Source organism: Nocardia sp. NPDC050799 (assembly GCF_040654015.1).
GTDB lineage: Bacteria > Actinomycetota > Actinomycetes > Mycobacteriales > Mycobacteriaceae > Nocardia.
The window spans coordinates 129,127-153,653 of the sequence record NZ_JBFAHF010000005.1; the positions used below are offsets into that span (position 1 = coordinate 129,127).

The following is a 24,527-nucleotide window of genomic DNA, read 5'->3' on the forward strand; positions in this document are numbered from 1 at the left end:
TATGCCATGACAGGATGGGGCCATGTGCCCGCACACCGTGCACGCCGTCATCGCGGTGAAAACCCTGGACAGCGCCAAGAGCCGGCTGGCCGGGGTCCTGGCCCCGGCTCAGCGGTCCCGCCTGGTCCTGGCCATGCTGACCGATACCGTGCGTGCGGCCGCGGCGGCCCCGGAGATCGCCTCGATCACCGTGGTCACCCCCGATCCCGTGGTCTCCCGCGCGACCCGCGCGCTCGGTGCGACCGTCCATCCCGAACCCCGCAGCGCCGCCACCGACTCCGATCCTCTCAACACCGCCCTGTCCACCGCGGCGGCCGCGCTGCGCGCCCGGCACGGCGACGTGCCCGTGCTGGCCCTGCAGGCCGACCTGCCGGCCCTGCGCACGCCGGAATTGTCCGCGGTCCTGGCGACCGCCCGCGGCTTCCGCGCATTCGTGGCCGACCACGCGGGCACCGGTACCGCGGCGCTGCTGGCTCCGGCCGGTACCGCGCTGCGGCCCAGGTTCGGGCGGGATTCGGCGCGCCACCACCGGGACGACGGCGCGGTCCGGCTGCACGGGGACTGGCCCGGCCTGCGCCACGATGTCGATACCGCCGACGATCTGGCGGCGGTGCGGGCACTGGGGACGGGCCCCGATACCGCCGCGCTGCTCGCCGAACTCGGCTGGCCGGCTCCCGTCCGGGAAGCGGTCACCCAGGTGTGTCAGGCGTAACTCCGCCTTCGCTCCGAACCACGCGGCCGGTGGCCGGGAGCCACTCGACCGCACCAACGGGCAGCCGCCACCGCGTGAACTCGAGATAACAGTCATCTACGCCATATGCATGGTCGCCTGTTCGTAGGGAATGATCGTAGGTGTGAGCGATACGGAAACCATCAAGCAGCAACAGGTGCTCCCGACCCCGCCTCCGGCCGCCACCCAGATCCCCGCCGTCGGGAACGCACCCCGTTTGCCGGCCGATCGCTACCTGAACCGGGAGTTGGGCTGGCTGGATTTCAACGCCCGAGTCCTGGCGCTGGCCGAGGACAGTTCGCTGCCGTTGCTGGAACGCGCGAAATTCCTGGCGATCTTCGCCTCGAACCTCGACGAGTTCTATATGGTCCGCGTCGCCGGTCTCAAACGCCGCGCCGAAACGGGGCTTTCGGTCCGGTCCGCCGACGGCCGCACGCCGAACGAACAACTGGCTCTCATCGCCGTGCGAAGTCAGGATCTCGCGGTCCGGCACGCCGAGGTCTTCCTCACCGAAGTACTGCCCGCGCTCACCGAAGAGGGCATCGCGATTATCGACTGGGCCGATCTCGACGACGCCGAACGGGTACGACTGTCGGCCTATTTCCAGGAACAGGTCTTCCCCGTACTGACCCCGCTGGCCGTCGACCCGGCCCACCCCTTCCCCTACATCAGCGGCCTGAGCCTCAATCTCGCGGTGACCGTCCAGGACGAGAGCACCGGCGGCGAGCATTTCGCCCGGGTGAAGGTCCCCGACAATGTGGACCGTTTCGTCCGGGTTCGCCGGCCGGGACCCAGCGGCGGCGGCATCGCCGCCTTCCTCCCGATGGAAGCGCTCATCGCGGCCCATCTGGATCAATTGTTCCCCGGTATGACCGTGGTGGAGCACCATTCGTTCCGGATCACCCGCAACGCCGATTTCGAAGTCGACGAGGACCGCGACGAGGACCTGCTGCAGGCGCTGGAGCGGGAACTCGCGCGCCGCCGCTTCGGGTCCCCGGTCCGGCTCGAGGTCTCCGACGATATGACCGAGCACATGCTCGATCTGCTGCTGCGCGAGCTCGAGGTCGATCCCGCCGATGTCATCCAGGTCCCCGGACTGCTGGATCTGTCCTGCCTGTGGCAGGTGTACGGGGTGGACCGCCCGAACCTCAAGGACGCCCCCTATGTGCCCGCGACGCCGCCCGCGTTCGGCGAACGGGAAACACCGCGCAATGTGTTCCAGGCGCTGCGCGAGGGCGATGTGCTGGTGCACCACCCCTACGATTCGTTCTCCACGAGTGTGCAGCGTTTCATCGAACAGGCCGCCGCCGATCCGCAGGTGCTGGCGATCAAACAGACCCTGTACCGGACCTCCGGCGACTCCCCGATCGTGAACGCCCTCATCGATGCCGCCGAGGCGGGCAAACAGGTGGTGGCGCTGGTGGAGATCAAGGCCCGGTTCGACGAGCAGGCCAACATCAAATGGGCGCGCACGCTGGAACAGGCGGGCGTGCACGTGGTCTACGGTCTGGTCGGGCTGAAGACCCACTGCAAAACCTGCCTGGTGGTGCGCCGCGAGGGTTCCACCATCCGCCGCTACTGCCATATCGGTACCGGGAACTACAACCCCAAGACCGCCCGCCTGTACGAGGATGTCGGATTGCTCACCGCGGCACCCGAAATTGGTGCCGATCTCACCGATCTGTTCAATTCGCTCACCGGCTACTCCCGTAAATCCGATTACCGCAATCTGCTGGTGGCCCCGAACGGTATCCGGGCCGGGATCATCGCCCGGATCGAACGGGAGATAGAACTTGCCGGCTCCGGTGCCGAGGCCGGCATCCGGTTGAAGGCCAATGCGCTGGTCGACGAGCAGATCATCGACGCGCTCTACCGCGCCTCCCAGGCGGGGGTGCCGGTACGCATCGTGGTGCGCAGTATCTGCGGCCTGCGGGCGGGGGTCCCAGGAATGAGCGAGAACATCGAGGTGCGCTCCATTCTGGGCCGCGTACTCGAGCATTCCCGGATCCTCAACTTCCGGGCACAGAACGAATTCTGGATCGGCAGCGCCGATATGATGCATCGCAATCTGGACCGCCGGGTGGAGGTCATGGCCCAGGTGAAGGATCCCAAGCTGTGCGAGCGGCTCGACGGGATCTTCGAATCCGCCCTGCACCCGATGACCCGCTGCTGGATCCTGGACTCCGACGGCAACTGGAAATCCAGCCCCGGCCGGGCCGGTGCCGACGGTGACGGTATCGAAGTCCGCGATCACCAGGTGGCACTCATGCGGCTACGCCGTCCGGATCAGCAGTGAACGGCACACATACTCCACCGACCTACCCGGATCCCCGGACAGCACCCAATATCCATGCGGCGGGCACCGTGTTGTGGCGGCACGCACCCGGTTCCGCGGGCGGTATCGAGATCGCGGTCATCCGGCGCCCCAAATACCAGGACTGGTCGTTGCCCAAGGGCAAACTCGATCCCGGTGAGTCGCCGGTCCTGGCGGCGTTCCGGGAGACCGAGGAGGAAACCGGATTGCGGCCCCGGCTGGGCCGCTATCTCGGCAAAGTGACCTATCCGATCACCGGGCATCGCAAGATGAAACGGGTCGACTATTGGGCCGCGGAGGTCGTCGACGGGGAATTCAGCGCCAACAGCGAGGTCGACGAACTGACCTGGTGTGCGCTGGACACGGTGATGTCGGAACTGTCGTATCCGATGGACCGCCAGATCGTACGGGCGTTCACCCGGTTACCCGCCGATACACATACCGTGCTGCTGGTGCGCCACGCCAAGGCCGGGCGACGCGACCGCTACAAGGGTTCCGACGAACAGCGCCCGCTGGAATCGGCCGGCTATCGGCAGTCGCTGGCGCTGGTCCCGAATCTACTGGCGTTCGGCGCGCAGGACATCTATTCGGCCGAACCGCTGCGCTGTGTGCAGACGGTGGCGCCGCTGGCCGAGGAACTCGGCGTCGAGGTGGAGATCGAACCGCTGCTGGGCGATATCGGCTATGCCGCCGATCCGGACAAGGCCCGGGACCGGATCCGGTCGCTGGTCTCGACGCAGCGTGTCCGGGTGCTGTGCAGTCAGGGCGACACCATTCCGGACCTGGTCCGCTGGTGGGCGGCGCAGAACGGGATGCGGTTGTCGCCCGTGCGGACCCGTAAGGGGTCGGTCTGGGTGTTGTCGTTCTCGGGTGAGCGGCTGGTGGCCGCCGATCATCTCGACCGATCGCTGGCGGTCGATACCGCGCCCGCGGTCACCGCATAGGACGCGCCGGGCACAAGAGACGGCTACGCCCCCGGGGGTTGCCCGGGGGCTCGTCCGTCCGGCGTTCCGGTTGTGTGGATCTGCGAGTCCCCGAGTCATCACACCCGGTGACTCGCTGACGAGAACCGATCGCGGGGTCTCGTGCCGTCCGCGGGTGCGAGCACGCACCCGGGCTCCGGCGGAGTCGAACAGTGCGGCGGAGCCGCATGGGCGGGCCGGGCATACGGGATCCGGTGGGACCCCGGCTGGAATCAGTGCGGCGCCGGCACGCCTGGGCTGCGGGTCAGCGAGCCCTTTTGGCTGTCGTCTTCTTGGCCGGGGTCCGCTTCGCGGTGGCCGACTTCTTGGCCGTGGACTTGGCGGCCGTGGTGGTCTTCTTGGCGGTGGCCTTCTTGGTGGCCGTGGCCGTGGCCTTGGCGGGCGTCTTCTTCGCCGCCGTCTTGCGGGCCGCGGTCTTGGTGGCCGTCTTCTTGGCGGCGGTGCTCTTGGCCGGCGCCTTGGTGGCCGTCTTCCGTGCCGTTGTTTTGGCGGGCGCCTTCGTCGCGGCCTTCTTGGCGGTGGTTTTCTTCGCCGTTGTCTTCTTCGCTGTGGATTTCTTGGCCGCCACAGGAGCATTGACACCGCGTTTCACCGCGGGACCGGTCGCCGCGAGCTTCTGTTTACCCGCGATAACCGCCTTGAACTGGGCGCCGGGCCGGAACGCCGGCACCGAAGTGGGCTTCACCTTGACGGTTTCCCCGGTACGCGGATTCCGCGCCACCCGGGCTGCCCGCTTACGCTGTTCGAACACACCGAAACCGGTGATGGTGACGCTCTGCCCTTTGTGTACCGCGCGCACGATGGTGTCGACCACATGCTCGACTGCCGCGGTGGCCGTGCGCCTGTCAGTACCCAACTTTTCGGTCAGAACGTCGATCAGTTCCGCCTTGTTCATTGAATCCTCCGCAGACTAATGGCCCGTCGTCGGACCGACTAGGTACCACGGTAAACCCACATTGGGCAAGAGTCTATGTGCCACGCCAAAATTCATGTGGTCTAGCACACGCACAGCTACCACGACATCTGGGGGGCCGCTAAGAGGCCGAGAACATTACGCCTGCGAAATAGGTTCGGGCAGGGTCTTTGGTTTCCAAGCCGGCCTTGTCTTTTCGAACTCGGCGATCACATCGCTACGCCGCAGCGTCAGGCCGATGTCGTCCAAACCCTCCAACAGGCGCCACCTGGTGTAGTCGTCAATATCGAACGGCAACACGATGGTTCCTGCGGCCACCGTGCGCGCCGCGAGGTCCACAACCAATTCCAGTCCGGGCTGTTCCTCGAGCAACTTCCAGAGCATTTCGACATCATTCTGTGACATTCGTGCCGCCAGCAGACCGCCCTTACCCGCATTACCACGGAAGATGTCGGCGAAACGTGAAGAGATAACTACCCGAAAGCCATAGTCCATGAGCGCCCAGACAGCGTGCTCACGGGAAGATCCGGTCCCGAAATCCGGTCCGGCCACCAGGACGCTGCCGTGCTTGTACGGCTCGGTGTTCAGAATGAAGTCCTCGTCACCGCGCCAGGCGGCGAACAAGCCGTCTTCGAATCCCGTACGAGTGACGCGCTTCAGATAGACGGCCGGGATGATCTGGTCGGTGTCGACATTGGACCGGCGCAGCGGAACACCGATCCCCTTGTGCACGGTGAAGGCTTCCATCGTATTTCTCCCTGTTTCGGCTATCAGTGGGTTTCGATATAAGACGGGCTCAGTTGAGGTCCGCGGGCGCCGACAGCATGCCGCGGACCGCGGTCGCGGCGGCCACCAGCGGCGACACCAGGTGGGTACGCCCGCCTTTGCCCTGCCGGCCCTCGAAGTTCCGGTTCGAGGTGGACGCGCAGCGCTGGCCCGGGGCGAGCTGATCGGGGTTCATCCCCAGGCACATCGAGCATCCGGCCTGCCGCCATTCGGCCCCGGCCGCGGTGAAGATCTCGCCCAGCCCCTCCGCCTCGGCCTGTTCCCGCACCCGCATCGAGCCCGGTACCACCAGCATTCGCACGCCCTCGGCCACCTTGCGGCCCTGCAGCACCTCCGCCACGGCCCGCAGATCCTCGATCCGGCCGTTGGTGCAGGATCCGACGAACACGGTGTCCACCGAGACCTCGCGCAGCGGCATACCCGGGGTCAAATCCATATAGCGCAGCGCCTTCTCCGCGGACTCACGCGCGGTCTCATCGGCGATCTGCGCCGGATCGGGCACATTCGCGCCCAGCGGCAGCCCCTGCCCCGGGTTGGTGCCCCAGGTGACGAACGGGGTGAGCGCGCTCGCGTCGATGTGCACCTCCCGATCGAAAACCGCGTCCTCGTCGGTCTTCAGCGCCTCCCATGCCTCCACCGCGGCATCCCAGTCCGCGCCCTGCGGGGCGTGCGGACGGCCTTTCAAGAACTCGTAGGTGGTTTCGTCCGGGGCGATCATTCCGGCCCGGGCACCGGCTTCGATGGACATATTGCAGACGGTCATCCGCGCTTCCATCGACATATTGCGAATGGCCGCACCGCGATACTCGAGCACATAGCCCTGGCCGCCGCCGGTACCGATTTCGGCGATCACCGCGAGAATCAGGTCTTTACTGGTGACCCCCGGCGGCAGTACGCCGTCGACGGTGATCGCCATTGTCTTGAACGGCCGCAGCGAAAGAGTCTGCGTGGCCAGCACATGCTCGACTTCGCTGGTGCCGATTCCCATGGCCAGCGCGCCGAAGGCACCGTGGGTGGAGGTGTGGCTGTCCCCGCAGACCACGGTGGTGCCGGGCTGGGTCAGCCCCAGCTGTGGTCCGACGACGTGGACGATGCCCTGTTCCCGGTCGCCCATCGAGTGCAGCCGGACGCCGAATTCCGCACAGTTACGGCGCAGCGTGTCCACCTGGGTCCGCGAGACCGGGTCGGCGATGGGTTTGTCGATATCGATGGTCGGGACATTGTGGTCCTCGGTCGCGATGGTGAGATCGGGCCGGCGCACCGGGCGACCGGCGGCCCGGAGACCGTCGAAGGCCTGCGGGCTGGTCACCTCGTGCACCAGATGCAGATCGATGTAGATGAGATCGGGTTCGCGCGCCTCACCCTCTCCCTCACCGCGGGCGACGACGTGCTGTTCCCATACCTTCTCGGCCAGCGTACGTGGCATTGTTGCGATCACCTTTCGGGCTCGGCATCCGGCCCGGACCTGCCCGGCACCGGATACGCGCTAGCTGGAATCATGCGACCCCTTCCAGGACGCCACCTGGGCTGTTCGTAATGGCATCTCAGAATGCAGGACGCTAATATCGTTGTATGAGACAGCATAGCGGTATCGGCGTCCTGGACAAAGCGGTGGCAGTGTTGTATGCGGTCGCCGAGCGGCCCTGCGGTCTCAACGAGCTGTGCGAGCGCACCGGCCTGCCCCGCGCGACCGCGCACCGGCTCGCGGTCGGCCTGGAAACGCACCGGCTGCTCGCCCGGGACGGAAACGGCTCCTGGCGCCCCGGCCCCGCCCTGGCCGAACTCGCCGCCGGCGCCGCCGACCCGCTACTCGAGGCCGCGGGCTCGATCCTGCCCCGGCTGCGGGAGATCACCGGCGAAAGTGTGCAGCTGTACTGCCGGGAGGGCAACGAACGGGTCTGCGTCGCCGCCCTCGAACCCCCCGCCGGGCTGCGCGACACCGTGCCGATCGGCTCCCGCCTCCCGCTGACCGCGGGATCCGCGGCCAAAGTACTCCTCGCCTGGACCGATCCCGAACTGCAGCGCACTGTCCTCGGTGACGCCATGTTCACCGAACGCACGCTCGCCGAGGTACGCAAACGCGGCTGGGCCCAGAGCGCCGGCGAGCGCGCGGCCGGGGTGGCCAGCGTTTCGGCGCCGGTGCGCGATCAGCAGGGCGCGGTCGTCGCCGCGGTCTCGGTATCGGGCCCGATCGATCGAATGGGCCGCCGACCGGGGGCTCGCTGGGCGGCGGACCTGGTCGCGGCCGCCGATGCGCTGCACCGCCGACTCTGAGCGGCGGGCAGCTGCCGTCACTTATGGTGGCCTGATGGGAGTGAACCAACGGTCACAGATCGTGATGACCGATACCGAGATCACCGATTTCCTCACCCGCAGTCGCGTCGCCACCCTGGCAAGCCTGGGTGCGGAGGGTAAACCGCACCTCACCGCCATGTGGTACGCGCTGATCGCCGATCCGGAGCGGCCCGGCGCGATACCCGAACTGTGGTTCGAGACCAAGGGCAAATCCCAGAAGGCCGTCAACCTGCGCCGCAACCCCACGGTCACCTGCATGATCGAGGCCGGGAAAACCTACGACACCCTGCGCGGCGTCTCCGTCGAGGGCCACGCCGAGATCATCGACGACCCGGAGAAACTGTTCGCCGTCGGGGTCAGCGTCTGGGAGCGCTACACCGGCCCGTACACCGACGATATGCGCGAATACGTCGAAGGCATGCTGAACAAGCGCGTCGCGGTCCGCATCGTCCCCGACCGCATCCGCAGCTGGGACCACCGCAAACTGGGCCTGCCCGCCATGCCCCTGGCCGGCTCCACCGCCAACGCCCTGGACGACTGATCGACCCCGGGTGCTGTCCGGTCGGCAGCACCCGGCGCTCGTCCGGCCCGTGAATCAGCAAAGGCCCATGCTCTCCATGAGCATGGGCCTCGCAGTGAGTAGCCCCGACGGGATTTGAACCCGCGCTACCGCCTTGAGAGGGCGGCGTCCTAGGCCGCTAGACGACGGGGCCAGGACTTGTGATCAACTCCCGGCTGGAGTGGATCGCGGATCTCTCGATCCGAAGCTCGATCAGCGTAACCGACCGGGCGGCGGCGACCAAATCGCCTGGATAATTCGTTCCGCACCGCATCTGGACGATGAAGCTGAGAGCGATCTCCGCTGGGGTACCAGGACTCGAACCTAGAATGGCTGAACCAGAATCAGCTGTGTTGCCAATTACACCATACCCCAATGACCTGGGCTTTCGGCTTCACCGCTGGCTGCGGTGGCACCGTCGTTCCGGCCGAGAAAGAGAGTACCAAACTGCTCCGGGGAAACTACAAATCGCCTGGTCACGCCGACACATCAGGTGTGTAACGGTGCCGCGGCGCGGCCCACAGGGCGCGGGCCGGGGCGGGACGGACGCCGTCCCCGGTGGGGCCGGGGACGGCGTCGTCGCGCCGGCGCTCAGTCGGCGGGCGGTGTCCATTCGCGGCCCGCGCGCAGTCGCTGCATGGTGAGCTCGCGGCCCAGCAGTTCCATGGATTCGTACAGCGGCGGACTGATATGTGATCCGGTGACCGATACCCGCACCGGCGCGAACGCCTTCCGCGGTTTCAATTCCATTCCGTCGATCAGCGCGACTTTCAGCGCGTCCTCGATCTCGGAAGCGGTCCAGGCGGTCAGCGGTTCGAGTGCGGAAATTGCGGCGTCCAATACCGGAACGGCGTCCGGTCCCAAATTCTTCTTGCCCGCGGCGGGGTCGATACCGAACTCGTCGGAAGGCGCGAGAAGGAATCGCAAGAGGCCCCATGCGTCATCGAGCACGACAATGCGCGTCTGCACCAGATCGGCGGCGGCGGCAAAAACCTTCTCGTCTATTCCGGCACCGATATATCCGCGGTCCGTGAAAAAAGTGCGCAACCGTCCGGCAAAATCGGCCGGCTCCAGCAAACGGATGTGCTCGGCATTGATCGCATCGGCCTTCTTCTGATCGAAGCGGGCCGGGTTCGAATTCACTTTCGATATATCGAAGGCCGCGACCATCTCGTTCATGGAGAAGACATCGTGGTCGTCGGCGATGCTCCAGCCGAGGAGCGCGAGGTAATTGAGGAGCCCTTCGGGAATGAATCCCCGATCGCGGTGGAGGAAGAGGTCGGACTCCGGGTCGCGCTTGGACAGTTTCTTGTTCCCCTGCCCCATCACGAACGGCAGATGACCGAATTCGGGAGTGGAATCGGCGACCCCGATGCGCTGCAGCGCGGCATAGAGCGCGAGCTGGCGCGGCGTGGAGGAGAGCAGGTCTTCGCCGCGCAGGACGTGGGTTATCCGCATGGTGGCGTCGTCGACCGGGTTGACCAGCGTATAGAGTGGATCGCCGGTGCCGCGGGTGAGTGCGTAATCCGGCACCGAACCCGCTTTGAAGGTGGTTTCTCCGCGTACCAGATCGTGCCAGGTGAGGTCGGTATCGGGCATGCGCAACCGGACCACCGCGCCCCGGCCGGCGGCCTTGTATTCGGCGATCCGCTCGGCCGTGAGGTCGCGGTCGAAATTGTCGTAGCCGAGTTTCGGGTCACGCCCGGCCGCCCGGTGGCGCGCCTCGACTTCTTCTGGCGTGGAAAAAGATTCGTACGCCTCGCCGGCGTCGAGGAGTTTTTGCACCACATCGCGGTGGATTTCGCGCCGCTGCGACTGCCGGTAGGGCGCATAGGGCCCGCCGATTTCCGGACCTTCGTCCCAATCGAGTCCGAGCCAGCGCAACGCGTCCAGCAGCGCCTGATAGGACTCTTCGGAATCCCGTGCGGCATCGGTGTCTTCGATACGGAAGACGAACGTGCCGCCCTGATGGCGGGCATAGGCCCAGTTGAACAGCGCCGTGCGGATGAGCCCGACATGCGGTGTCCCGGTGGGTGACGGGCAGAAACGGACCCGTACGTTTGTCATGTCCCTCTTTCGTTCAGCGTTTTGCGGCAACGGGATTGGTCAGCGTGCCGATACCGGAGACGGTGACCGACACCGTTTGACCGTCTTTCATCGGGCCGACACCTTCGGGAGTTCCGGTGAGGATGACGTCACCGGGGAGCAGGGTCATCACCCGGGTGACCCATTCGATGATATCCGGAATATCATGCAACAGTAGCGATGTGGTACTACGTTGGCGTACTTCACCGTCGAGTTCGGTGGTGATCTCGAGATCCGCGGGATCGAGTTCGGTTTCGATCCACGGCCCCAGCGGGCAGAAGGTGTCGTAGCCCTTGGCCCGGGTCCACTGACCGTCCTGGGCCTGCTGGTCACGGGCGGTCACATCGTTGGCGACGGTATAGCCCAGGATGACGTCCTTGGCCCGGGCCGCGGGAACGTCTTTGCAGGGTCGGCCGATGACCACGGCGAGTTCACCCTCGTAGTCGACGCGGGACGAGCTGGGCGGCACGATGATCGGGATACCGGGGCCGATGATGGACGTATTCGGCTTCATGAAGATCACCGGTTCGGCCGGCGCCTCACCACCCATCTCGGCAGCATGGGACGCGTAGTTCTTGCCGACGCAGATCACCTTGCTGGCCAGGATCGGAGCGAGCAGACGGATATCGGCCAGCGGCCAGCTGCGGCCGGTGAACGTCGGGGTACCGAACGGGTGTTCGGCGATTTCCTTGGCTGTTTCGCCTTCGATGGCGACGAACGCGACCCCGTCGGGGCTGGCAACTCGACCTAGACGCATGACCGAAGTCTATCCAGCCGGGTTCACCAGCCCGAATGCACCCGACCGGTCGGTCCGCCCGGCGGCGAGAACCGTGCACTACTTGCGGGATCCGGGGTCCGGACGTGTACCGTGACCGTCGTAAGTTCAAAGATTGAGAATTCACTCTCATATATTGAGATATTCTCGTTCCGAGAAGGGGAACCATGGCGCATAGTCCTTCGGCGGCCCTCCCGATCGCCGCGTCCGGTAGGCAGATCTCTCCCGCCCACCGCTGGCTCATGCTCACCTTCGGGGTCTTCGCCCAGGTATCCAGCGCGATCTTCGTGCACGGGGTGCCGTTCCTGCTCCCCGCGCTGACCGCCGGGGGCATGCCGCTGCCCACCGCCGGCCTGCTGGTGGCCATGCCCACCGTCGGTCTGTGCTGCGCCCTCATCGCCTGGGGTTATCTGGTCGACCGGGTCGGCGAACGGATCGCCTTGGTCGCCGGGCCGGTGATCATGTGCGCGGCCGGCGCGGCCGCCACCTTCACCACCGGCTACCCCACCCTCGGAGTGCTGCTGTTCCTCGGCGGGATCGGCGCCGCCAGCACCAACGGCGCCAGCGGCCGGGTGATCGTCGGCTGGTTCCCGCCCGACCGCCGCGGCCTGGCCATGGGAATCCGGCAGACCGGCCAGCCGCTGGGCGTCGGGATCGCGGCGATGTCCGTGCCACTGGTCGCCGACCGCTTCGGTGTCGCGCCCGCGCTCGGCGTGCCCGCGTTACTGGCCGGACTGGCCGCCGTGTGCTGCCTGCTGGGCATCATCGACCCACCCCGGCCGCCACGGGCCCGGACGACCGGCGCCAATCCCTACCGGGGCAGCAGCACGCTGTGGCGTATCCACGGCGTATCGATTTTGCTGGTCGTCCCCCAGGCCACCGTCTGGACCTTCGCGCTGCTGTGGCTGCACCGCGACCTCGGCTGGTCGCTGGCGGCGGCCGGCGCGCTGGTCACCGGCACCCAGATCCTGGGCGCGCTGGGCCGGATCGGCGCCGGTGCGTGGTCGGACCGGGTCGGCAGCCGAATGGGGCCGCTGCGCCAGGTCGCGATCGCCGCGGTCGCCACCATGGCCCTGCTGGCGCTGACCTCCTGGACGCACTGGTGGTGGGCCGCCATCCCACTGCTCGTCGTCGCCTCGGTGGTCACGGTATCCGACAACGGCTTGGCCTTCACCGCCATCGCCGAACGCGCCGGGCCGTTCTGGAGCGGGCGCGGGCTGGGCATCCAGAACACCGGCCAGAACCTGACCGTCGCCGCGGTGCCCCCGGTCTTCGGCGCACTCATCACCGCGACCGGTTTCCCGGCGGTTTACCTGGCGGCAGCGGCCCTGGCGGCCGTAGCGATCCCACTGGTCCCGGTGGCGTCGGAAAAGCCCCTCGAGTAATCTGGAGCCGAATCCGTCACCGCCGACAACTCCCTCGACCGGACCGGCTGCTCAACGGACAGCCGGTCGGGTCTCGATGAGTACAGCCGCGCCGACCACCACATGGATAGTCGCGCCGCTGGTTCATCCGGTGGCCCGGCCGGGCCGGACGAACGGATGACTATCTTCAGATATCGATGAGCACCGCCGGATCGAGCGCCACGCGAATTCTCGCGTCGGCCTCGATCTCGGCGATGAACTCGGTGCCTTCCGCCACCGGCGGGTCCCACCGATAGGAGGCACCGTCGAGGGCGCCTCGATGAATCCGTATATGCGGCTGATGTTCGACGATCCAGTACTCCGCAATTCCCAGCGCCGCGTACTCGCGGACCTTGCGCACTCGGTCGGTGCGTTCGCTACCGCTACCCGGTGACACCACCTCGATGGCCAGCAGGATGTCGGTACCCGGGATCAGTTTCGGCGATTCGTCGACAATCGCGGCTCGCGCCACTGCTTTCGGAACGACGAACACATCGGGCTTACGGACGCCCGACGGCGTGCTGACCTCCCACTCGCCGCCGTCACAGACGAATATGTCGGCGCTTTCCGCGGCTGTCCGGATTCGGCCGGCCAGCGACCACCCGATGAAGTTGTGCCGCGCCCCCGCTGCCACCTCGACCAACCACCCGTCTTCGAGTTCGAAACCCTTGCCGTCCTCCGGCAGATCGTAGAGATCCAGCACTGTGTACGGGCCGAAGCCGACATCACTGGTGGCGTGCCACGCGGTCATGCTGCCTCCAAGTGCTCGGGCCGTCCATCGGGGATACGCCCAGGTATCCCCGATGGTATCGGACACGCAACCCGATTTCGCGCACGGAAATCCGGGGCCCGCGAGGTCAGAGAGCGGCGGCGATTCGGTCGCCGATCTCGGTGGTCGACGCGGTGCCGGTGCGACCGGACAGATCCTTGGCCACCGCGTCCTGGATACGGGCCGCGGCCGCGGTCTCGCCCTTGTGCTCGAGCAGCAGCGAGACCGAGAGGATGGCCGCGGTCGGGTCGGCCTTGGACTGGCCGGCGATATCGGGGGCGCTGCCGTGCACCGGCTCGAACATGCTCGGGTTGGTGCCGGTGGCGTCGATATTGCCGCTGGCGGCCAGGCCGATACCGCCGCTGACGGCGGCGGCGAGGTCGGTGATGATATCGCCGAACAGGTTGTCGGTGACGATCACGTCGAAGCGGCCCGGATCGTTCACCATATGGATGGTGGCGGCGTCGATGTGCTGGTAGGCCACCTCGACATCGCCGAATTCGGCGCCGACTTCGTCCACCGTGCGCTGCCACAGCGATCCGGCGAAGGCGAGCACATTCGTCTTGTGTACCAGGGTGAGCTGCTTGCGCCGGGCCTGCGCCTTGGCGAAGGCGTAGCGGACCACCCGTTCGACACCGAACCGGGTGTTGGTGCTGACCTCGGTGGCGACCTCGTGCGGCGTATCCACCCGGATCGCGCCCCCCGTGCCGGTGTACGGGCCCTCGGTGCCTTCCCGGACCACCACGAAGTCGATATCCGGGGTGCCCGCCAGCGGGCTGCCGACGCCCGGGTACAGCTTGGAGGGGCGCAGGTTCACATGGTGATCGAGGGCGAAACGGGTGCGCAACAGCAGACCGCGTTCCAGGATGCCGCTGGGCACCGACGGGTCACCGATGGCGCCGAGCAGGATCGCGTCGTGCTGTTTCAGTTCCGGCAGCACCGATTCGGGCAGGATCTCCCCGGTGGCGTGGTAGCGCTTGGCGCCCAGGTCGTAGTGAGTCCGTTCGACCCCGGGCAGCACCACATCGAGCACTTTGAGTGCCTCGGTGACGACTTCCGGTCCGATACCGTCACCGGGGATCACGGCGAGTTTCATGACAACCACGCTTTCTACGAACGAGGCCGCGAACAGGGCGGGACGCGGCTGCCGGGCCGGGTAGGTCTGTCACCGGGACGGTGGCCGGGTGCGGCCCGCCCCGGACCGCGCGGCCCGGGGCGGGTGCGTACCCGTCGGCGCACGCCGCCCACCGGCCCGGGCGGCAGCGTGCACGGCACAACTCAGAACAGGTCGACCAGGGTGACCTTGGCGGCACCGACCGCGGCGGCGATCTCGGAACGCACCGCTTCGGGCACCTCCTTGTTGACCCGCAGCATGACGGTGGCGCCTTCTTTGTTGGCGTCCTGGGTGAGCTGCGCGGCCAGGATATCGATCTCGGCGGTGCCCAGCGCGGTGCCGACCTTGCCCAGCGCGCCCGGCTTGTCCTCGTAGTTGAGGACGGCCAGGTTGATGCCCTCGGCGCGCATATCGTAGTTGCGGCCGTTGATGTTGACGATCTTCTCGACCTGCTGCGGCTCGGTCAGCGCACCCGCGACATTGATGGTGCGGCCGTCGCCGAACACCGCGCGCAGATCCACCAGGCTGCGGTGGCTGGGGCTTTCGGTCGCGGTGGTCACCTCGGCGCTGATCCCGCGGGCCTCGGCCAGCGCCGGAGCGTTGACGAAGGTGACCTGATCGTCGACATGGGCGGAGAACACCCCGCGCAGCGCCGCGAGCTGCAGCACCTCCACCTCGGAGGCGGCCAGTTCACCGCGCACCTGCACCTCGAGGCTCACCGGCAGTTCGTCGGCGAGCGCACCGAGCAGGGCACCCTGCTTGCGCACCAGGTCCAGCCAGGGGGCGACATCGTCGCCCACGGTGCCGCCGGTGACATTGACCGCGCCCGGCACGAACTCGCCGGCCAGGGCCAGCAGCACCGACTTGGCAACATCGGTGCCGGCCCGGTCCTGCGCCTCGCTGGTGGAGGCGCCCAGGTGCGGGGTCACCACAACCTGGGGCAGTGCGAACAGCGGGCTGTCGGTGCAGGGCTCGGTCTCGTAAACGTCGATACCGGCGGCCCGGACATGTCCGGAGGTGATCGCCTCGGCGAGCGCGGCCTCGTCCACCAGGCCGCCGCGCGCGGCGTTGACGATGATGACGCCCTTCTTGGTCTTGGCGAGCGCGTCCTTACCGAGCAGGCCCTTGGTCTCCGGGGTCTTCGGCAGGTGGATCGAGATGAGGTCGGCCCGTTCGAGTACCTCGTCGAGACTCAGCAGTTCGATGCCGAGCTGGGCGGCGCGCGCCGGGGAGACGTAGGGGTCGTAGGCGACGATCTTGGTTTCGAAGGCGGCGAGGCGCGCCGCGAACAGCTGCCCGATCCGCCCCAGGCCGAGCACACCGACGGTTTTGCCGAAGATCTCCACGCCGTTGAAGCTGCTGCGCTTCCAGGTGCGCTCGCGCAGGGTGGCGTCGGCGGCCGGGATCTGGCGGGCGGCGCTCAACAACAGGGTGACGGCGTGCTCGGCGGCCGTGTGGATATTGGAGGTGGGCGCGTTGACGACCATCACGCCGCGCTCGGTGGCGGCGGGAACATCGACGTTGTCCAGGCCGACTCCGGCCCGGGCGACGATCTGCAGGTTCTTACCGGCTTCGAGGACTTCGGCGTCGACGGTGGTCGCGGAGCGGACGAGCAGCGCATCGGCCTCGGGCACCGCGGCCAGCAGTGCGGGCCGATCCGGGCCGTCGACCCAGCGGACCTCGACACCGTCACCGAGCGCATCGACGGTCGACTGGGCGAGCTTGTCGGCGATCAGAACTACAGGACGGCCTGCTTGGCTCACAGTGGGGTACTCCTGGATGTGGGGACGGCCAGTTGACGGGGCCAAGCTTAGTTCGGACCGATCCGGCCATGTCCCGCCCCCTGCTATCGGTAACGGCCGACCTGCGCCTACCCGGCCGGCCGGGTGGGCTGAATCACGCACACGGTCGCCGCGCGCCCGGGCCGAGGTCGTGGTGGAACCGGCGCGGGCACATTCGCCCGGCGCGGGCGGCCGCGACGTAAGCGGAAACCGCCGTGGGTACCCCGCTCGGTCCGAGGATAGGTTTCGGAATCGTTCGGACCACAGGTCGGGAGTCGAGAAAGACCTCCGGGAGTGGCGTTCGGCCGAAAGTCCGGGCGGTCCGAATTTCCGTTCCGGGACGGACCGATTCGAATTGTCAGATTTTCACACCGGGCGGCTACGGGCGATCACGCGTCAATTCTTCGTTCGGGGTGTATCGGCCGACCGGCGAAACGATGACCGGCGGACCCGAGCCGGGCCAACGGGAAATTCCATAACCCGCGGTCGGTCGAGACCGCGATACGCCTCGGGAAACGGAGCGAGGCCCCGTACCTTGCGGTACGGGGCCTCGCTGCTTCGTCACACCACTCAGATGGCGCGGACGTCCTGAGCCTGCGGACCCTTCTGGCCCTGCCCGATCTCGAACTCCACGCGCTGACCCTCTTCGAGGGATCGGAAACCGCTTCCCGACACTGCCGAGTAATGCACGAAGACGTCAGGTCCGCCCCCGTCTTGCGCGATAAAGCCGAAGCCCTTTTCGCTGTTGAACCACTTCACGCTGCCTTGAGCCATGTTACTTACTTCATACTTTCTGTTGCGAGCCAGACGGACCACGGTCGATCCGCCTGATCTCTCTGACAACGATGCCACGTTCGGAAAAGTTCCTCCACCTCGAAAATTTTTCATCGCGAGGAAGAACGCGGTGCCCAAGAGCGACCGCCGTCACGCTCCGACGGGGCGATCCCGCGCACGGATGACGCGCTCATCGCCCGGTCGACGCGGGGCCCCGGGATTCCCCGTAGTACCCGGGGATGATTTCTCGATCGGATCCGCGGAAGGTCTGTGACTTTCGTGACCATTGCGCGAGGGTGAAGGTTCAACGTCCTCCGGCCGGTGACTTCCGCTGCGCCGGAGGACACAGTACGAGAGGATTCGACGTGTTCCGCACGAACCGAGTATCCGCGACCCGCCGGGCCACCGCCCGGATCGCCGTCGCGGGTGCCATCACCCTGCTTCCGCTGGCCGGCCTCGCGGCGCCCGCGGTGGCCGACCCGGCGGCCCCGGCCCCGGGCTACACCCAGGTGGATCGCGACCGCCACGGTGATCGCGACCGCGACCGCCACTGGGACCGCGACCGCGATCGTGACCGCCACTGGGACCGCGACCGCGACGACCACTGGAACCACGACCGGCACCGGGACCGCGGCTGGCAGAACCCGGCGGGCTGGGCCCGCCATCTGCTGCGCGGCCTCTTCGGCAGCAGCTGACCTCGATGCGGGTCCGCGTGCGCGGGCCCGCATCTCCGGCCGAATCCGGCGGGTCCCGGCGCACGATGCCGGCACCGCGCCGCGCGGTCCGCGCACCGAACCCGCCGGCGCGCACCGCGAGAACCGTTTCTCCGCGCGAACAACTCCGGGCATGGGTCCCCCCCGAGCCGGTCCGGATGTACGCCCATAGCGTAATCCGCCCGTGCTCATGGACCCGGGTTCTAGGCTCTGTCCATGACCGAGCCTCGCAGACTCCAGGCGATTCCCGGTGGACGCGCCGAGCGGCCGCCCCGGCAGCCCGCGGACCGGCCCGAGCCGCTGTGGCGTGAGGTCCTCGGCGGGCGACTCCGCGTGCTGCGCAACGAGAAACGCGAAACGCTCGCGGAAACCGCCGAGCGCGCGGGCATTTCGCCACAGTATCTGTCCGAGGTGGAACGCGGCCGCAAGGAACCCTCCAGCGAGATGATCGCCGCGCTGGCCGGTGCTCTCGGCACCTCCCTCGGCGCGCTCACCGAACAGGTGGCCGACGACCTCCGATCCCGGCGCCACCCCGTGGCGCCCCGGGGCCCGGGAATCGCACCGACAGTGCTGCTCCGGGCGGCCTGACCCGGCGAATATGCGGCACGGTCGCGATCACCGGGCGGGGGCCGGGGCCCGCGGCGTCAGCACCGAATCGACCAGCCCGTATTCGACCGCGGCCGCCGCGGTGAACACTCGGTCGCGGTCGGTGTCGTGCCGCAGCCGTTCCGGGGTCCGCCCGGTGTGCCGGGACAGGATGGTTTCGATCTCCGCCCGCATCCGCACGAGTTCGTCGGCTTGCAGGATGAGGTCGGGGATGGCCCCCTGGCCGCGGGCCGCGGGCTGGTGCAGCACCACCCGGGCATGCGGGAGCATCGCCCGGTGGCCGGGGGCGCCCCCGGCGAGCAGCACGGCGCCGACCGCGATGGCCTGACCGACGCAGGTGGTGTGTACCGGGGCGCCGATGTGCTGGATGGTGTCGTACACCGCGAGCATCGACGACAGATCGCCGCCTTCGCAGTTGATGTAGAAGTCGATCTCCTGGCCCGGGCTCTCCGATTCCAGGTGCAGCAGCTGCGCGATGAGCGCGTTGGCGACCCCGGAATCGATGGGAGTGCCGAGGTAGACGATGCGTTCGGCGAGTAGGTGCGAATAGATATCGGTGATCCGCTCGCCCCGCGGATGCTGGGCGATCACATTGGGGATCGTGTAGGTGCTCATCGGGTCTCCCTGTATTCGGTGCGGCTGTCGTCGGGTCTGCGCGCCCGGTGCGGTCGGGTCCGGTGCGGTCGGGTCCGGTGCGGTCGGGTCCGGTGCGCCGCCGTCACGCGTTCTGGGTGCGGTCTGCTCGTGCTGCGTCGGGTGGTCGCACGCACGCTCCGTCTCCGTGATCACGCCCGTGGCCCGCGCCGGACACGGCCGCTCAGGCGGAGATCCCGACCCGTTGGCGCTGCGGGACGACCTGCGCGAAATCGCCGACGATATGGTCGATGAAGCCGTATTCCTGCGCCTGGGTCGCGCTGAACCAGCGGTCGTGCAGGGAATCCTCATAGACCCGTTCGTAGGGCTGCCCGGTATCCGCCGAGATCAGGCCCAGCACGGTTTCCACCGTGTAGCGCAGGTCGTCGGCCTGCACCTCCACGTCCACCGCGGACCCACCGATACCGGCCGACCCCTGGTGCATCAGGACCCGGGCGTGCGGTAGCGCGAAACGTTTACCGGGGGTCCCCGAGGAGAGCAGGAACTGGCCCGCGCTGCAGGCCAATCCGAGGGCGAGGGTGGATACCGGGCTCGGTATCAACCGCATGACGTCGCGGATGGCCAGCATCGCCGGGACCGACCCGCCGGGCGAATGGATCCACAGCGAGATACCGGCGTCCCCGTCTTCGGCGGCGAGGGTGAGCAGCTGGGTCGCCAGCAGGGTGCCGTTGTCGTCGTCGAGTGGGCCGTCGAGAACCAGGATGCGGCGGGACAGGAGCTGCTCGCGGGCACGCCAGCCGAACAGCGGGGATTTGTCGTCGTGAGCCATGGTCACCACGCTGCCGGAGCAGGCGGGCGAGCGGGAGACCACGCTGCTGTGGGCAGATCTGCTCTCAGCAGCGCTGCCCGGGACCTTCGGCCGATCGATACTCGAGCTTCACGCTGCGATACGTGGGCGAAACACAGCCTCCCTACCGTAATTCCTCGTATACGTCGCTGTATACAACGCCGAATACAAGCTAGTCAGCGGGCTGACCTTTCCTGAGTGGAGGCCGAACGGTCATGAATGCAGCCAGAACCGAAGCACCCGGACAACCCAGGAAAGGTGCGGTATCCCGCGGCACCCGCAACCGTTGGCAGCGCCGGCGGGCGCGGCACCTTCTCGCGCTGCCGGCCGCGGTGTGCGCGACCGCGCTGGCGGTCACCGCCTGCGGTAGCTCTGCCTCCGATCAGGCCGGCGCGAACGCGGCCTCCTGTGTCGACACCGCGGGCCCGAGTATCAAGGTCGGCTCGCTGAACTCGCTGTCGGGGACCATGGCGATCTCCGAGGTCACCGTGCGGGATTCGCTCGAGCTGGCCGTCGACGAGATCAATGCCGCCGGCGGCGTGCTGGGCAAGCAGATCCAGTTGGTCGGCGAGGACGGCGCCTCCGAGCCCACGGTGTTCGCGGAGAAAGCGGAGAAGCTGATCAGCAGCGACTGCGTGGCCGCGGTATTCGGCGGCTGGACCTCGTCGAGCCGGAAGGCCATGCTGCCGGTGTTCGAGGACCGCAACGCGCTGCTGTACTACCCGGTCCAGTACGAGGGCCTGGAATCGTCGAAGAACATCTTCTACACCGGCGCGACCACCAACCAGCAGATCGTGCCCGCCCTGGACTATCTGAAGGGCCGCGGGGTGAAATCGCTCTACCTGGTCGGCAGCGACTACGTCTTCCCGCAGACCGCCAACCGCATCATCAAGGCCTACGCCGAGGCCAACGGTATCGAGATCAAAGGCGAGGACTACACCCCGCTCGGCTCCACCGATTTCTCCACCATCGTCAACAAGGTGCGCTCGGCCGACGCCGACGCCGTGTTCAACACCCTCAACGGCGACTCCAATGTCGCGTTCTTCCGCGAGTACAAGAACGTCGGCCTGACCGCGCAGGATATGCCGGTGGTCTCGGTGTCGATCGCCGAGGAGGAGGTCGGCGGTATCGGCGTGCAGCACATCGCCGGCCAGCTGACCGCCTGGAACTACTACCAGACCGTCGACAACCCGCAGAACACCGCGTTCGTCAAGGCGTACAAGGCGAAGTACGGCGCGAACAAGCCGACCTCCGACCCCATGGAGGCCGCCTACGTCTCGGTGTACCTGTGGAAGAACACCGTGGAGAAGGCGCAGTCCTTCGCGGTCCCGGATGTGCAGCAGGCCGCGGGCGGCGTCACCTTCGACGGTCCCGAGGGCCTGGTGACCATCGACGGCGAGAACAACCACATCACCAAAACCGCCCGGATCGGCGAGATCCGGCCCGACGGCCTGATCTACAGCGTGTGGGATTCCGGCGCGGTCGTCGAGCCGGATCCGTACCTGGCGGGCTACTCGTGGGCCGAGGGACTCGGGGGCTGATCTCGTGGAAGCACTGGTCGGGCAGCTGTTCACCGGCTTGAGCCTGGGTTCCATCCTGCTGCTGGCGGCCCTGGGGCTGTCGCTGACCTTCGGTCAGATGGGCGTGATCAATATGGCCCACGGCGCGTTCATCATGGCCGGCTCCTACACCGCCTATACGGTGCAGGAGTACCTGGTCGCCAACGCCGAGGTATCGCTGATCGTCTCACTGCTCATCGGATTCCTGGTCGGCGGTCTCATGGGTGTCGCCCTCGAGGTGACGCTGATCAAACGGATGTACGACAGACCCCTGGACACCCTGCTGGTGACCTTCGGCGTCGGTTTGATCCTGCAGCAGGCGGCCCGGGACATCTTCGGCGCGCCCGCGGTCCGCGTGGTGACCCCGGAATGGCTCGGTGGCGGGGTGGAGGTCCTGGGCGCGGTGGTGCCCAGGACACGGATCTTCATCATGCTGCTCGCGGTGCTGTGCGTGACGGCCGTCGCGGTGACGATGAAGTACACCGCGATGGGCCGGCGCATCCGGGCCGTGGTGCAGCATCGGGAGCTCGCCGAAACCAGCGGGATCTCCAGCCGCGGCACCGATATCACGACGTTCTTCATCGGCTCCGGGCTCGCCGGGGTGGCGGGTGTGGCGCTGACGCTGATCGGCTCCACCAGTTCCAATACCGGCACCACCTATCTGGTGGACGCCTTCCTGGTGGTCGTCATCGGCGGGCTCGGGCAGATCCGCGGCGCCGTCCTGGCCGCGGTGGCGCTCGGACTGTTGAACTCGTTTATCGAATACAGCACCACGGCCTCGGTCGCGAAGGTGATCGTATTCGTCGCCATCGTGGTCTTCCTGCAGGTCCGCCCGCAGGGACTGTTCACGATCCGGTCGAGGAGTCTGGTATGAGGGAATTCCTGACCACCCGCTGGAAGGTCTATTCGGGCTTCGCGATCGCCGCCGTGCTGCTGTTCGCGGTGGCGCCCGCGGTGCTCTCGGACTTCCGGCTCAACCTGCTCGGCAAGTTCCTGTGCTTCGGCATCGTCGCGGTGGGTATCGGATTGGCGTGGGGCCGGGGCGGCATGCTCACCCTCGGCCAGGGCGTGTTCTTCGGCCTCGGCGCCTACATCATGGCGATGCACCTGAAGATCTCCGATGCCCAGCTGCGCGGGGACGATGTCCCGGATTTCATGCAGATCGCCGGTATTCGCGAACTGCCCGGCTATTGGGTTCCGTTCGCGTCGCCGGTACTGACAATTCTGGGCATCTTGATCGTGCCACCGCTGGTGGCGGTGCTGCTCGGGCTGGGCGTCTTCAAACGCAGAGTCAAGGGCGCCTATTTCGCGATCCTGTCGCAGGCGCTGGCCGCGGCCTTCGCCATCCTACTGGTGGGTCAGCAGTCCACCGGCGGGAGCAACGGGCTCAACCGGTTCCGCAGTTTTTTCGGACTGGCACTCAACGACCCGGTGAACCGGCGGCTGCTGTTCTTCATCGCGGCCGCCACCCTGCTGGTGATCGTCGCGGCGACCCGGCAGCTGATGTACAGCCGGTACGGCGAACTGCTGGTCGCGGTGCGTGATCAGGAGGAGCGCGTGCGCTTCCTCGGCTACGACCCGGCCAATGTGAAGGTAGTGGCCTACGCGGTGGCGGCGTTGTTCGCCGGGATCGCCGGCGCGCTGTTCGTGCCGATCGTCGGGATCATCTCCCCCGCCGATATCGGGATCGTGCCCTCCATCGCGTTCCTGACCGGTGTCGCCATCGGCGGACGCACCACCCTGCTCGGCCCGGTGCTCGGCGCGATCGCGGTGGCCTGGGCGCAGACCGGCCTGTCGGAGAACTTCCCCTCCGGCTGGGTGTACGCGCAGGGCGTCCTGTTCATCGTCGTGGTCGGTTTCTTCCCGGCCGGTCTGGCGGGCCTGGTGACACTGCTGCGGCGGAGACGCCGTACCGACGAGAAGGGGGATCCGCCACCCACTCGGACACCGGCCCCCGCGCCCGCTACCCCGGTAGGAGTGTCATGACCGAGACAACCACCGTGAAAGCTCCGGTGACCGGCGGTAATGCCGGTATGCACAGCGATTACCTCGAGGTCCGCGGGCTGAGTGTCGAATTCGACGGGTTCAAGGCGGTGTCGAATGTGGACCTGACGCTCTTCCAGGGTGACCTGCGGTTTCTGATCGGCCCCAACGGCGCCGGCAAGACCACCATGATCGATGCCATCACCGGTCTGGTCCCGGCGACCGGTTCGGTGCAGAAATCCGGGGTCGAACTGCTCGGCAAGAAGGTGCACCAGATCGCCCGCCTGGGCGTGGGCCGTACCTTTCAGACCGCGAGCGTGTTCGAGGAACTGTCGGTACTGCAGAACCTCGATATCGCCGCGGGCGCGGGACGATCGCTGTGGACCATGCTGCGGCGCCGGCCGGCCGCGGTTTCCGCGTCGATCGAGCAGGCCCTGGAGACCATCGGTCTCACCGCGCTGCGCGACAAACCCGCCGGCACGCTGGCCCACGGCCAGAAACAGTGGCTCGAGATCGGCATGCTCCTGGTGCAGGACGCCTCGGTGCTGCTGCTGGACGAACCGGTCGCCGGGATGAGCCAGGAGGAGCGGGAAGAGACCGGGAATCTGTTGCGCCGCATCGGCGGTGAACGCACGGTCGTGGTGGTCGAACACGATATGGACTTCATGCGCAGTTTCGCCACGTCCGTGACGGTGCTGGCCCGCGGCGCGGTACTCGCCGAGGGAACGGTGGCCGAGGTGCAGGCGGATCCGGCCGTGCAGGAGGCGTATCTGGGGACCGCGGCGGCCGCCGCGCCGGACGGCGTGGGCGAACCGGATCCGGCGGGGGCGGCACGGCGTGACCACGCCGGGGCGTCGCCCGCGTCGAACGGTCACCGCGGGTCGGTCACCCCGCCTGACCGCGCACGCTCCCCGCGTACCGCCGACGAGAACGAAGGGTGACCG

At 67.4% G+C, this 24,527-nt stretch carries 23 protein-coding genes and 2 tRNA genes; 12 read left to right on the forward strand and 13 right to left on the reverse strand.

Going from position 1 to position 24,527, the window contains the following annotated elements:
- Positions 1-22 precede the first annotated feature (22 nt).
- The 3 genes from cofC (at position 23) to AB0H42_RS07605 (ending at position 3,988) form a co-directional block, all read left to right on the forward strand.
- Complete coding sequence (gene cofC / locus AB0H42_RS07595; RefSeq protein WP_357051312.1) at positions 23-712, forward strand: 2-phospho-L-lactate guanylyltransferase; 690 nt, start codon at positions 23-25, stop codon at positions 710-712.
- A gap of 130 nt (positions 713-842) precedes the next feature.
- Complete coding sequence (locus AB0H42_RS07600; protein WP_357051314.1) at positions 843-3,026, forward strand: RNA degradosome polyphosphate kinase; 2,184 nt, start codon at positions 843-845, stop codon at positions 3,024-3,026.
- On the forward strand, positions 3,023-3,988 hold the full coding sequence (locus tag AB0H42_RS07605; protein WP_357051317.1) for a bifunctional NUDIX hydrolase/histidine phosphatase family protein: 966 nt from the start codon (positions 3,023-3,025) through the stop codon (positions 3,986-3,988). The genes AB0H42_RS07600 and AB0H42_RS07605 overlap by 4 nt, the downstream gene beginning before the upstream one ends.
- A gap of 283 nt (positions 3,989-4,271) precedes the next feature.
- On the opposite strand, the gene AB0H42_RS07610 is transcribed toward AB0H42_RS07605, so the two are convergent.
- The 3 genes from AB0H42_RS07610 to leuC all read right to left on the reverse strand — a co-directional run bounded on the left by AB0H42_RS07610 (position 4,272) and on the right by leuC (position 7,152).
- Positions 4,272-4,922 carry an HU family DNA-binding protein gene (locus AB0H42_RS07610; protein ID WP_357051320.1) on the reverse strand — a complete coding sequence of 217 codons (651 nt, stop codon included), beginning with the start codon at positions 4,920-4,922 and terminating at the stop codon, positions 4,272-4,274.
- A gap of 156 nt (positions 4,923-5,078) precedes the next feature.
- On the reverse strand, positions 5,079-5,687 hold the full coding sequence (gene leuD / locus AB0H42_RS07615; protein WP_357051323.1) for a 3-isopropylmalate dehydratase small subunit: 609 nt from the start codon (positions 5,685-5,687) through the stop codon (positions 5,079-5,081).
- 49 nt (positions 5,688-5,736) lie between these two features.
- Positions 5,737-7,152 (reverse strand): 3-isopropylmalate dehydratase large subunit, encoded by a 1,416-nt coding sequence (leuC, locus tag AB0H42_RS07620; protein ID WP_357051326.1) that lies wholly within the window; start codon positions 7,150-7,152, stop codon positions 5,737-5,739.
- 146 nt (positions 7,153-7,298) lie between these two features.
- On the opposite strand from leuC, the gene AB0H42_RS07625 reads away from it, so the two are divergent.
- Together AB0H42_RS07625 and AB0H42_RS07630 are read left to right on the forward strand one after the other, a co-directional pair.
- Positions 7,299-8,000 (forward strand): IclR family transcriptional regulator, encoded by a 702-nt coding sequence (locus tag AB0H42_RS07625; RefSeq protein WP_357051329.1) that lies wholly within the window; start codon positions 7,299-7,301, stop codon positions 7,998-8,000.
- 34 nt (positions 8,001-8,034) lie between these two features.
- Positions 8,035-8,562: a PPOX class F420-dependent oxidoreductase gene (locus AB0H42_RS07630; RefSeq protein WP_357051332.1), complete on the forward strand. Its 528-nt coding sequence runs from the start codon at positions 8,035-8,037 to the stop codon at positions 8,560-8,562.
- A 99-nt stretch (positions 8,563-8,661) separates the two neighbouring features.
- On the opposite strand, the gene AB0H42_RS07635 is transcribed toward AB0H42_RS07630, so the two are convergent.
- From AB0H42_RS07635 to AB0H42_RS07650, 4 genes are all read right to left on the reverse strand, one after another.
- Positions 8,662-8,734 (reverse strand) — tRNA-Glu (locus AB0H42_RS07635).
- A 149-nt stretch (positions 8,735-8,883) separates the two neighbouring features.
- Positions 8,884-8,955 (reverse strand) — tRNA-Gln (locus AB0H42_RS07640).
- 216 nt (positions 8,956-9,171) lie between these two features.
- Entirely contained in the window at positions 9,172-10,647 is a 1,476-nt protein-coding gene (gene gltX, locus AB0H42_RS07645) for a glutamate--tRNA ligase (protein WP_357051335.1), read from the reverse strand.
- A gap of 13 nt (positions 10,648-10,660) precedes the next feature.
- Complete coding sequence (locus tag AB0H42_RS07650) at positions 10,661-11,422, reverse strand: fumarylacetoacetate hydrolase family protein (protein ID WP_357051338.1); 762 nt, start codon at positions 11,420-11,422, stop codon at positions 10,661-10,663.
- Positions 11,423-11,607: 185 nt separating this feature from the next.
- Here AB0H42_RS07650 and AB0H42_RS07655 point away from each other — a divergent pair, with 185 nt between their 5' ends.
- Positions 11,608-12,825, forward strand: a complete 1,218-nt coding sequence (locus AB0H42_RS07655) for an MFS transporter (RefSeq protein WP_357051341.1) — start codon at positions 11,608-11,610, stop codon at positions 12,823-12,825.
- A 166-nt stretch (positions 12,826-12,991) separates the two neighbouring features.
- On the opposite strand, the gene AB0H42_RS07660 is transcribed toward AB0H42_RS07655, so the two are convergent.
- The 4 genes from AB0H42_RS07660 to AB0H42_RS07675 form a co-directional block, all read right to left on the reverse strand.
- Positions 12,992-13,594, reverse strand: coding sequence for a Uma2 family endonuclease (locus AB0H42_RS07660; RefSeq protein WP_357051344.1), 603 nt, complete (start codon positions 13,592-13,594; stop codon positions 12,992-12,994).
- A gap of 106 nt (positions 13,595-13,700) precedes the next feature.
- On the reverse strand, positions 13,701-14,708 hold the full coding sequence (locus tag AB0H42_RS07665; protein WP_357051347.1) for a 3-isopropylmalate dehydrogenase: 1,008 nt from the start codon (positions 14,706-14,708) through the stop codon (positions 13,701-13,703).
- Positions 14,709-14,890: 182 nt separating this feature from the next.
- Positions 14,891-16,489, reverse strand: a complete 1,599-nt coding sequence (serA, locus tag AB0H42_RS07670) for a phosphoglycerate dehydrogenase (RefSeq protein ID WP_357051350.1) — start codon at positions 16,487-16,489, stop codon at positions 14,891-14,893.
- 588 nt (positions 16,490-17,077) lie between these two features.
- On the reverse strand, positions 17,078-17,281 hold the full coding sequence (locus AB0H42_RS07675) for a cold-shock protein (protein WP_040693519.1): 204 nt from the start codon (positions 17,279-17,281) through the stop codon (positions 17,078-17,080).
- Positions 17,282-17,646: 365 nt separating this feature from the next.
- On the opposite strand from AB0H42_RS07675, the gene AB0H42_RS07680 reads away from it, so the two are divergent.
- On the forward strand, positions 17,647-17,976 hold the full coding sequence (locus tag AB0H42_RS07680; protein ID WP_357051353.1) for a hypothetical protein: 330 nt from the start codon (positions 17,647-17,649) through the stop codon (positions 17,974-17,976).
- A gap of 234 nt (positions 17,977-18,210) precedes the next feature.
- Positions 18,211-18,582 carry a helix-turn-helix transcriptional regulator gene (locus tag AB0H42_RS07685; protein WP_357051356.1) on the forward strand — a complete coding sequence of 124 codons (372 nt, stop codon included), beginning with the start codon at positions 18,211-18,213 and terminating at the stop codon, positions 18,580-18,582.
- Positions 18,583-18,609: 27 nt separating this feature from the next.
- Here AB0H42_RS07685 and AB0H42_RS07690 read toward each other — a convergent pair whose 3' ends face one another.
- Both AB0H42_RS07690 and AB0H42_RS07695 read right to left on the reverse strand, forming a co-directional pair.
- The gene (locus AB0H42_RS07690; RefSeq protein ID WP_357051359.1) at positions 18,610-19,215 is read right to left on the reverse strand and encodes an ATP-dependent Clp protease proteolytic subunit; all 606 of its coding nucleotides are present in this window, start codon (positions 19,213-19,215) and stop codon (positions 18,610-18,612) included.
- Positions 19,216-19,417: 202 nt separating this feature from the next.
- The gene (locus tag AB0H42_RS07695; RefSeq protein ID WP_357051361.1) at positions 19,418-20,023 is read right to left on the reverse strand and encodes an ATP-dependent Clp protease proteolytic subunit; all 606 of its coding nucleotides are present in this window, start codon (positions 20,021-20,023) and stop codon (positions 19,418-19,420) included.
- 233 nt (positions 20,024-20,256) lie between these two features.
- On the opposite strand from AB0H42_RS07695, the gene urtA reads away from it, so the two are divergent.
- Genes urtA through urtD form a run of 4 tightly spaced genes read left to right on the forward strand, consistent with a single transcriptional unit; the run spans position 20,257 to position 24,524 of the window.
- Positions 20,257-21,582, forward strand: coding sequence for an urea ABC transporter substrate-binding protein (urtA, locus tag AB0H42_RS07700; RefSeq protein ID WP_357051364.1), 1,326 nt, complete (start codon positions 20,257-20,259; stop codon positions 21,580-21,582).
- Positions 21,583-21,586: 4 nt separating this feature from the next.
- Entirely contained in the window at positions 21,587-22,474 is an 888-nt protein-coding gene (gene urtB, locus AB0H42_RS07705) for an urea ABC transporter permease subunit UrtB (protein WP_357051367.1), read from the forward strand.
- Positions 22,471-23,586, forward strand: a complete 1,116-nt coding sequence (gene urtC, locus AB0H42_RS07710) for an urea ABC transporter permease subunit UrtC (RefSeq protein ID WP_357051370.1) — start codon at positions 22,471-22,473, stop codon at positions 23,584-23,586. Before urtB ends, urtC begins: the two co-directional genes overlap by 4 nt.
- A complete protein-coding gene (urtD, locus tag AB0H42_RS07715; protein ID WP_357051373.1) occupies positions 23,583-24,524 on the forward strand; it encodes an urea ABC transporter ATP-binding protein UrtD in 942 nt (313 codons plus the stop codon). The genes urtC and urtD overlap by 4 nt, the downstream gene beginning before the upstream one ends.
- Positions 24,525-24,527: the final 3 nt, after the last annotated feature.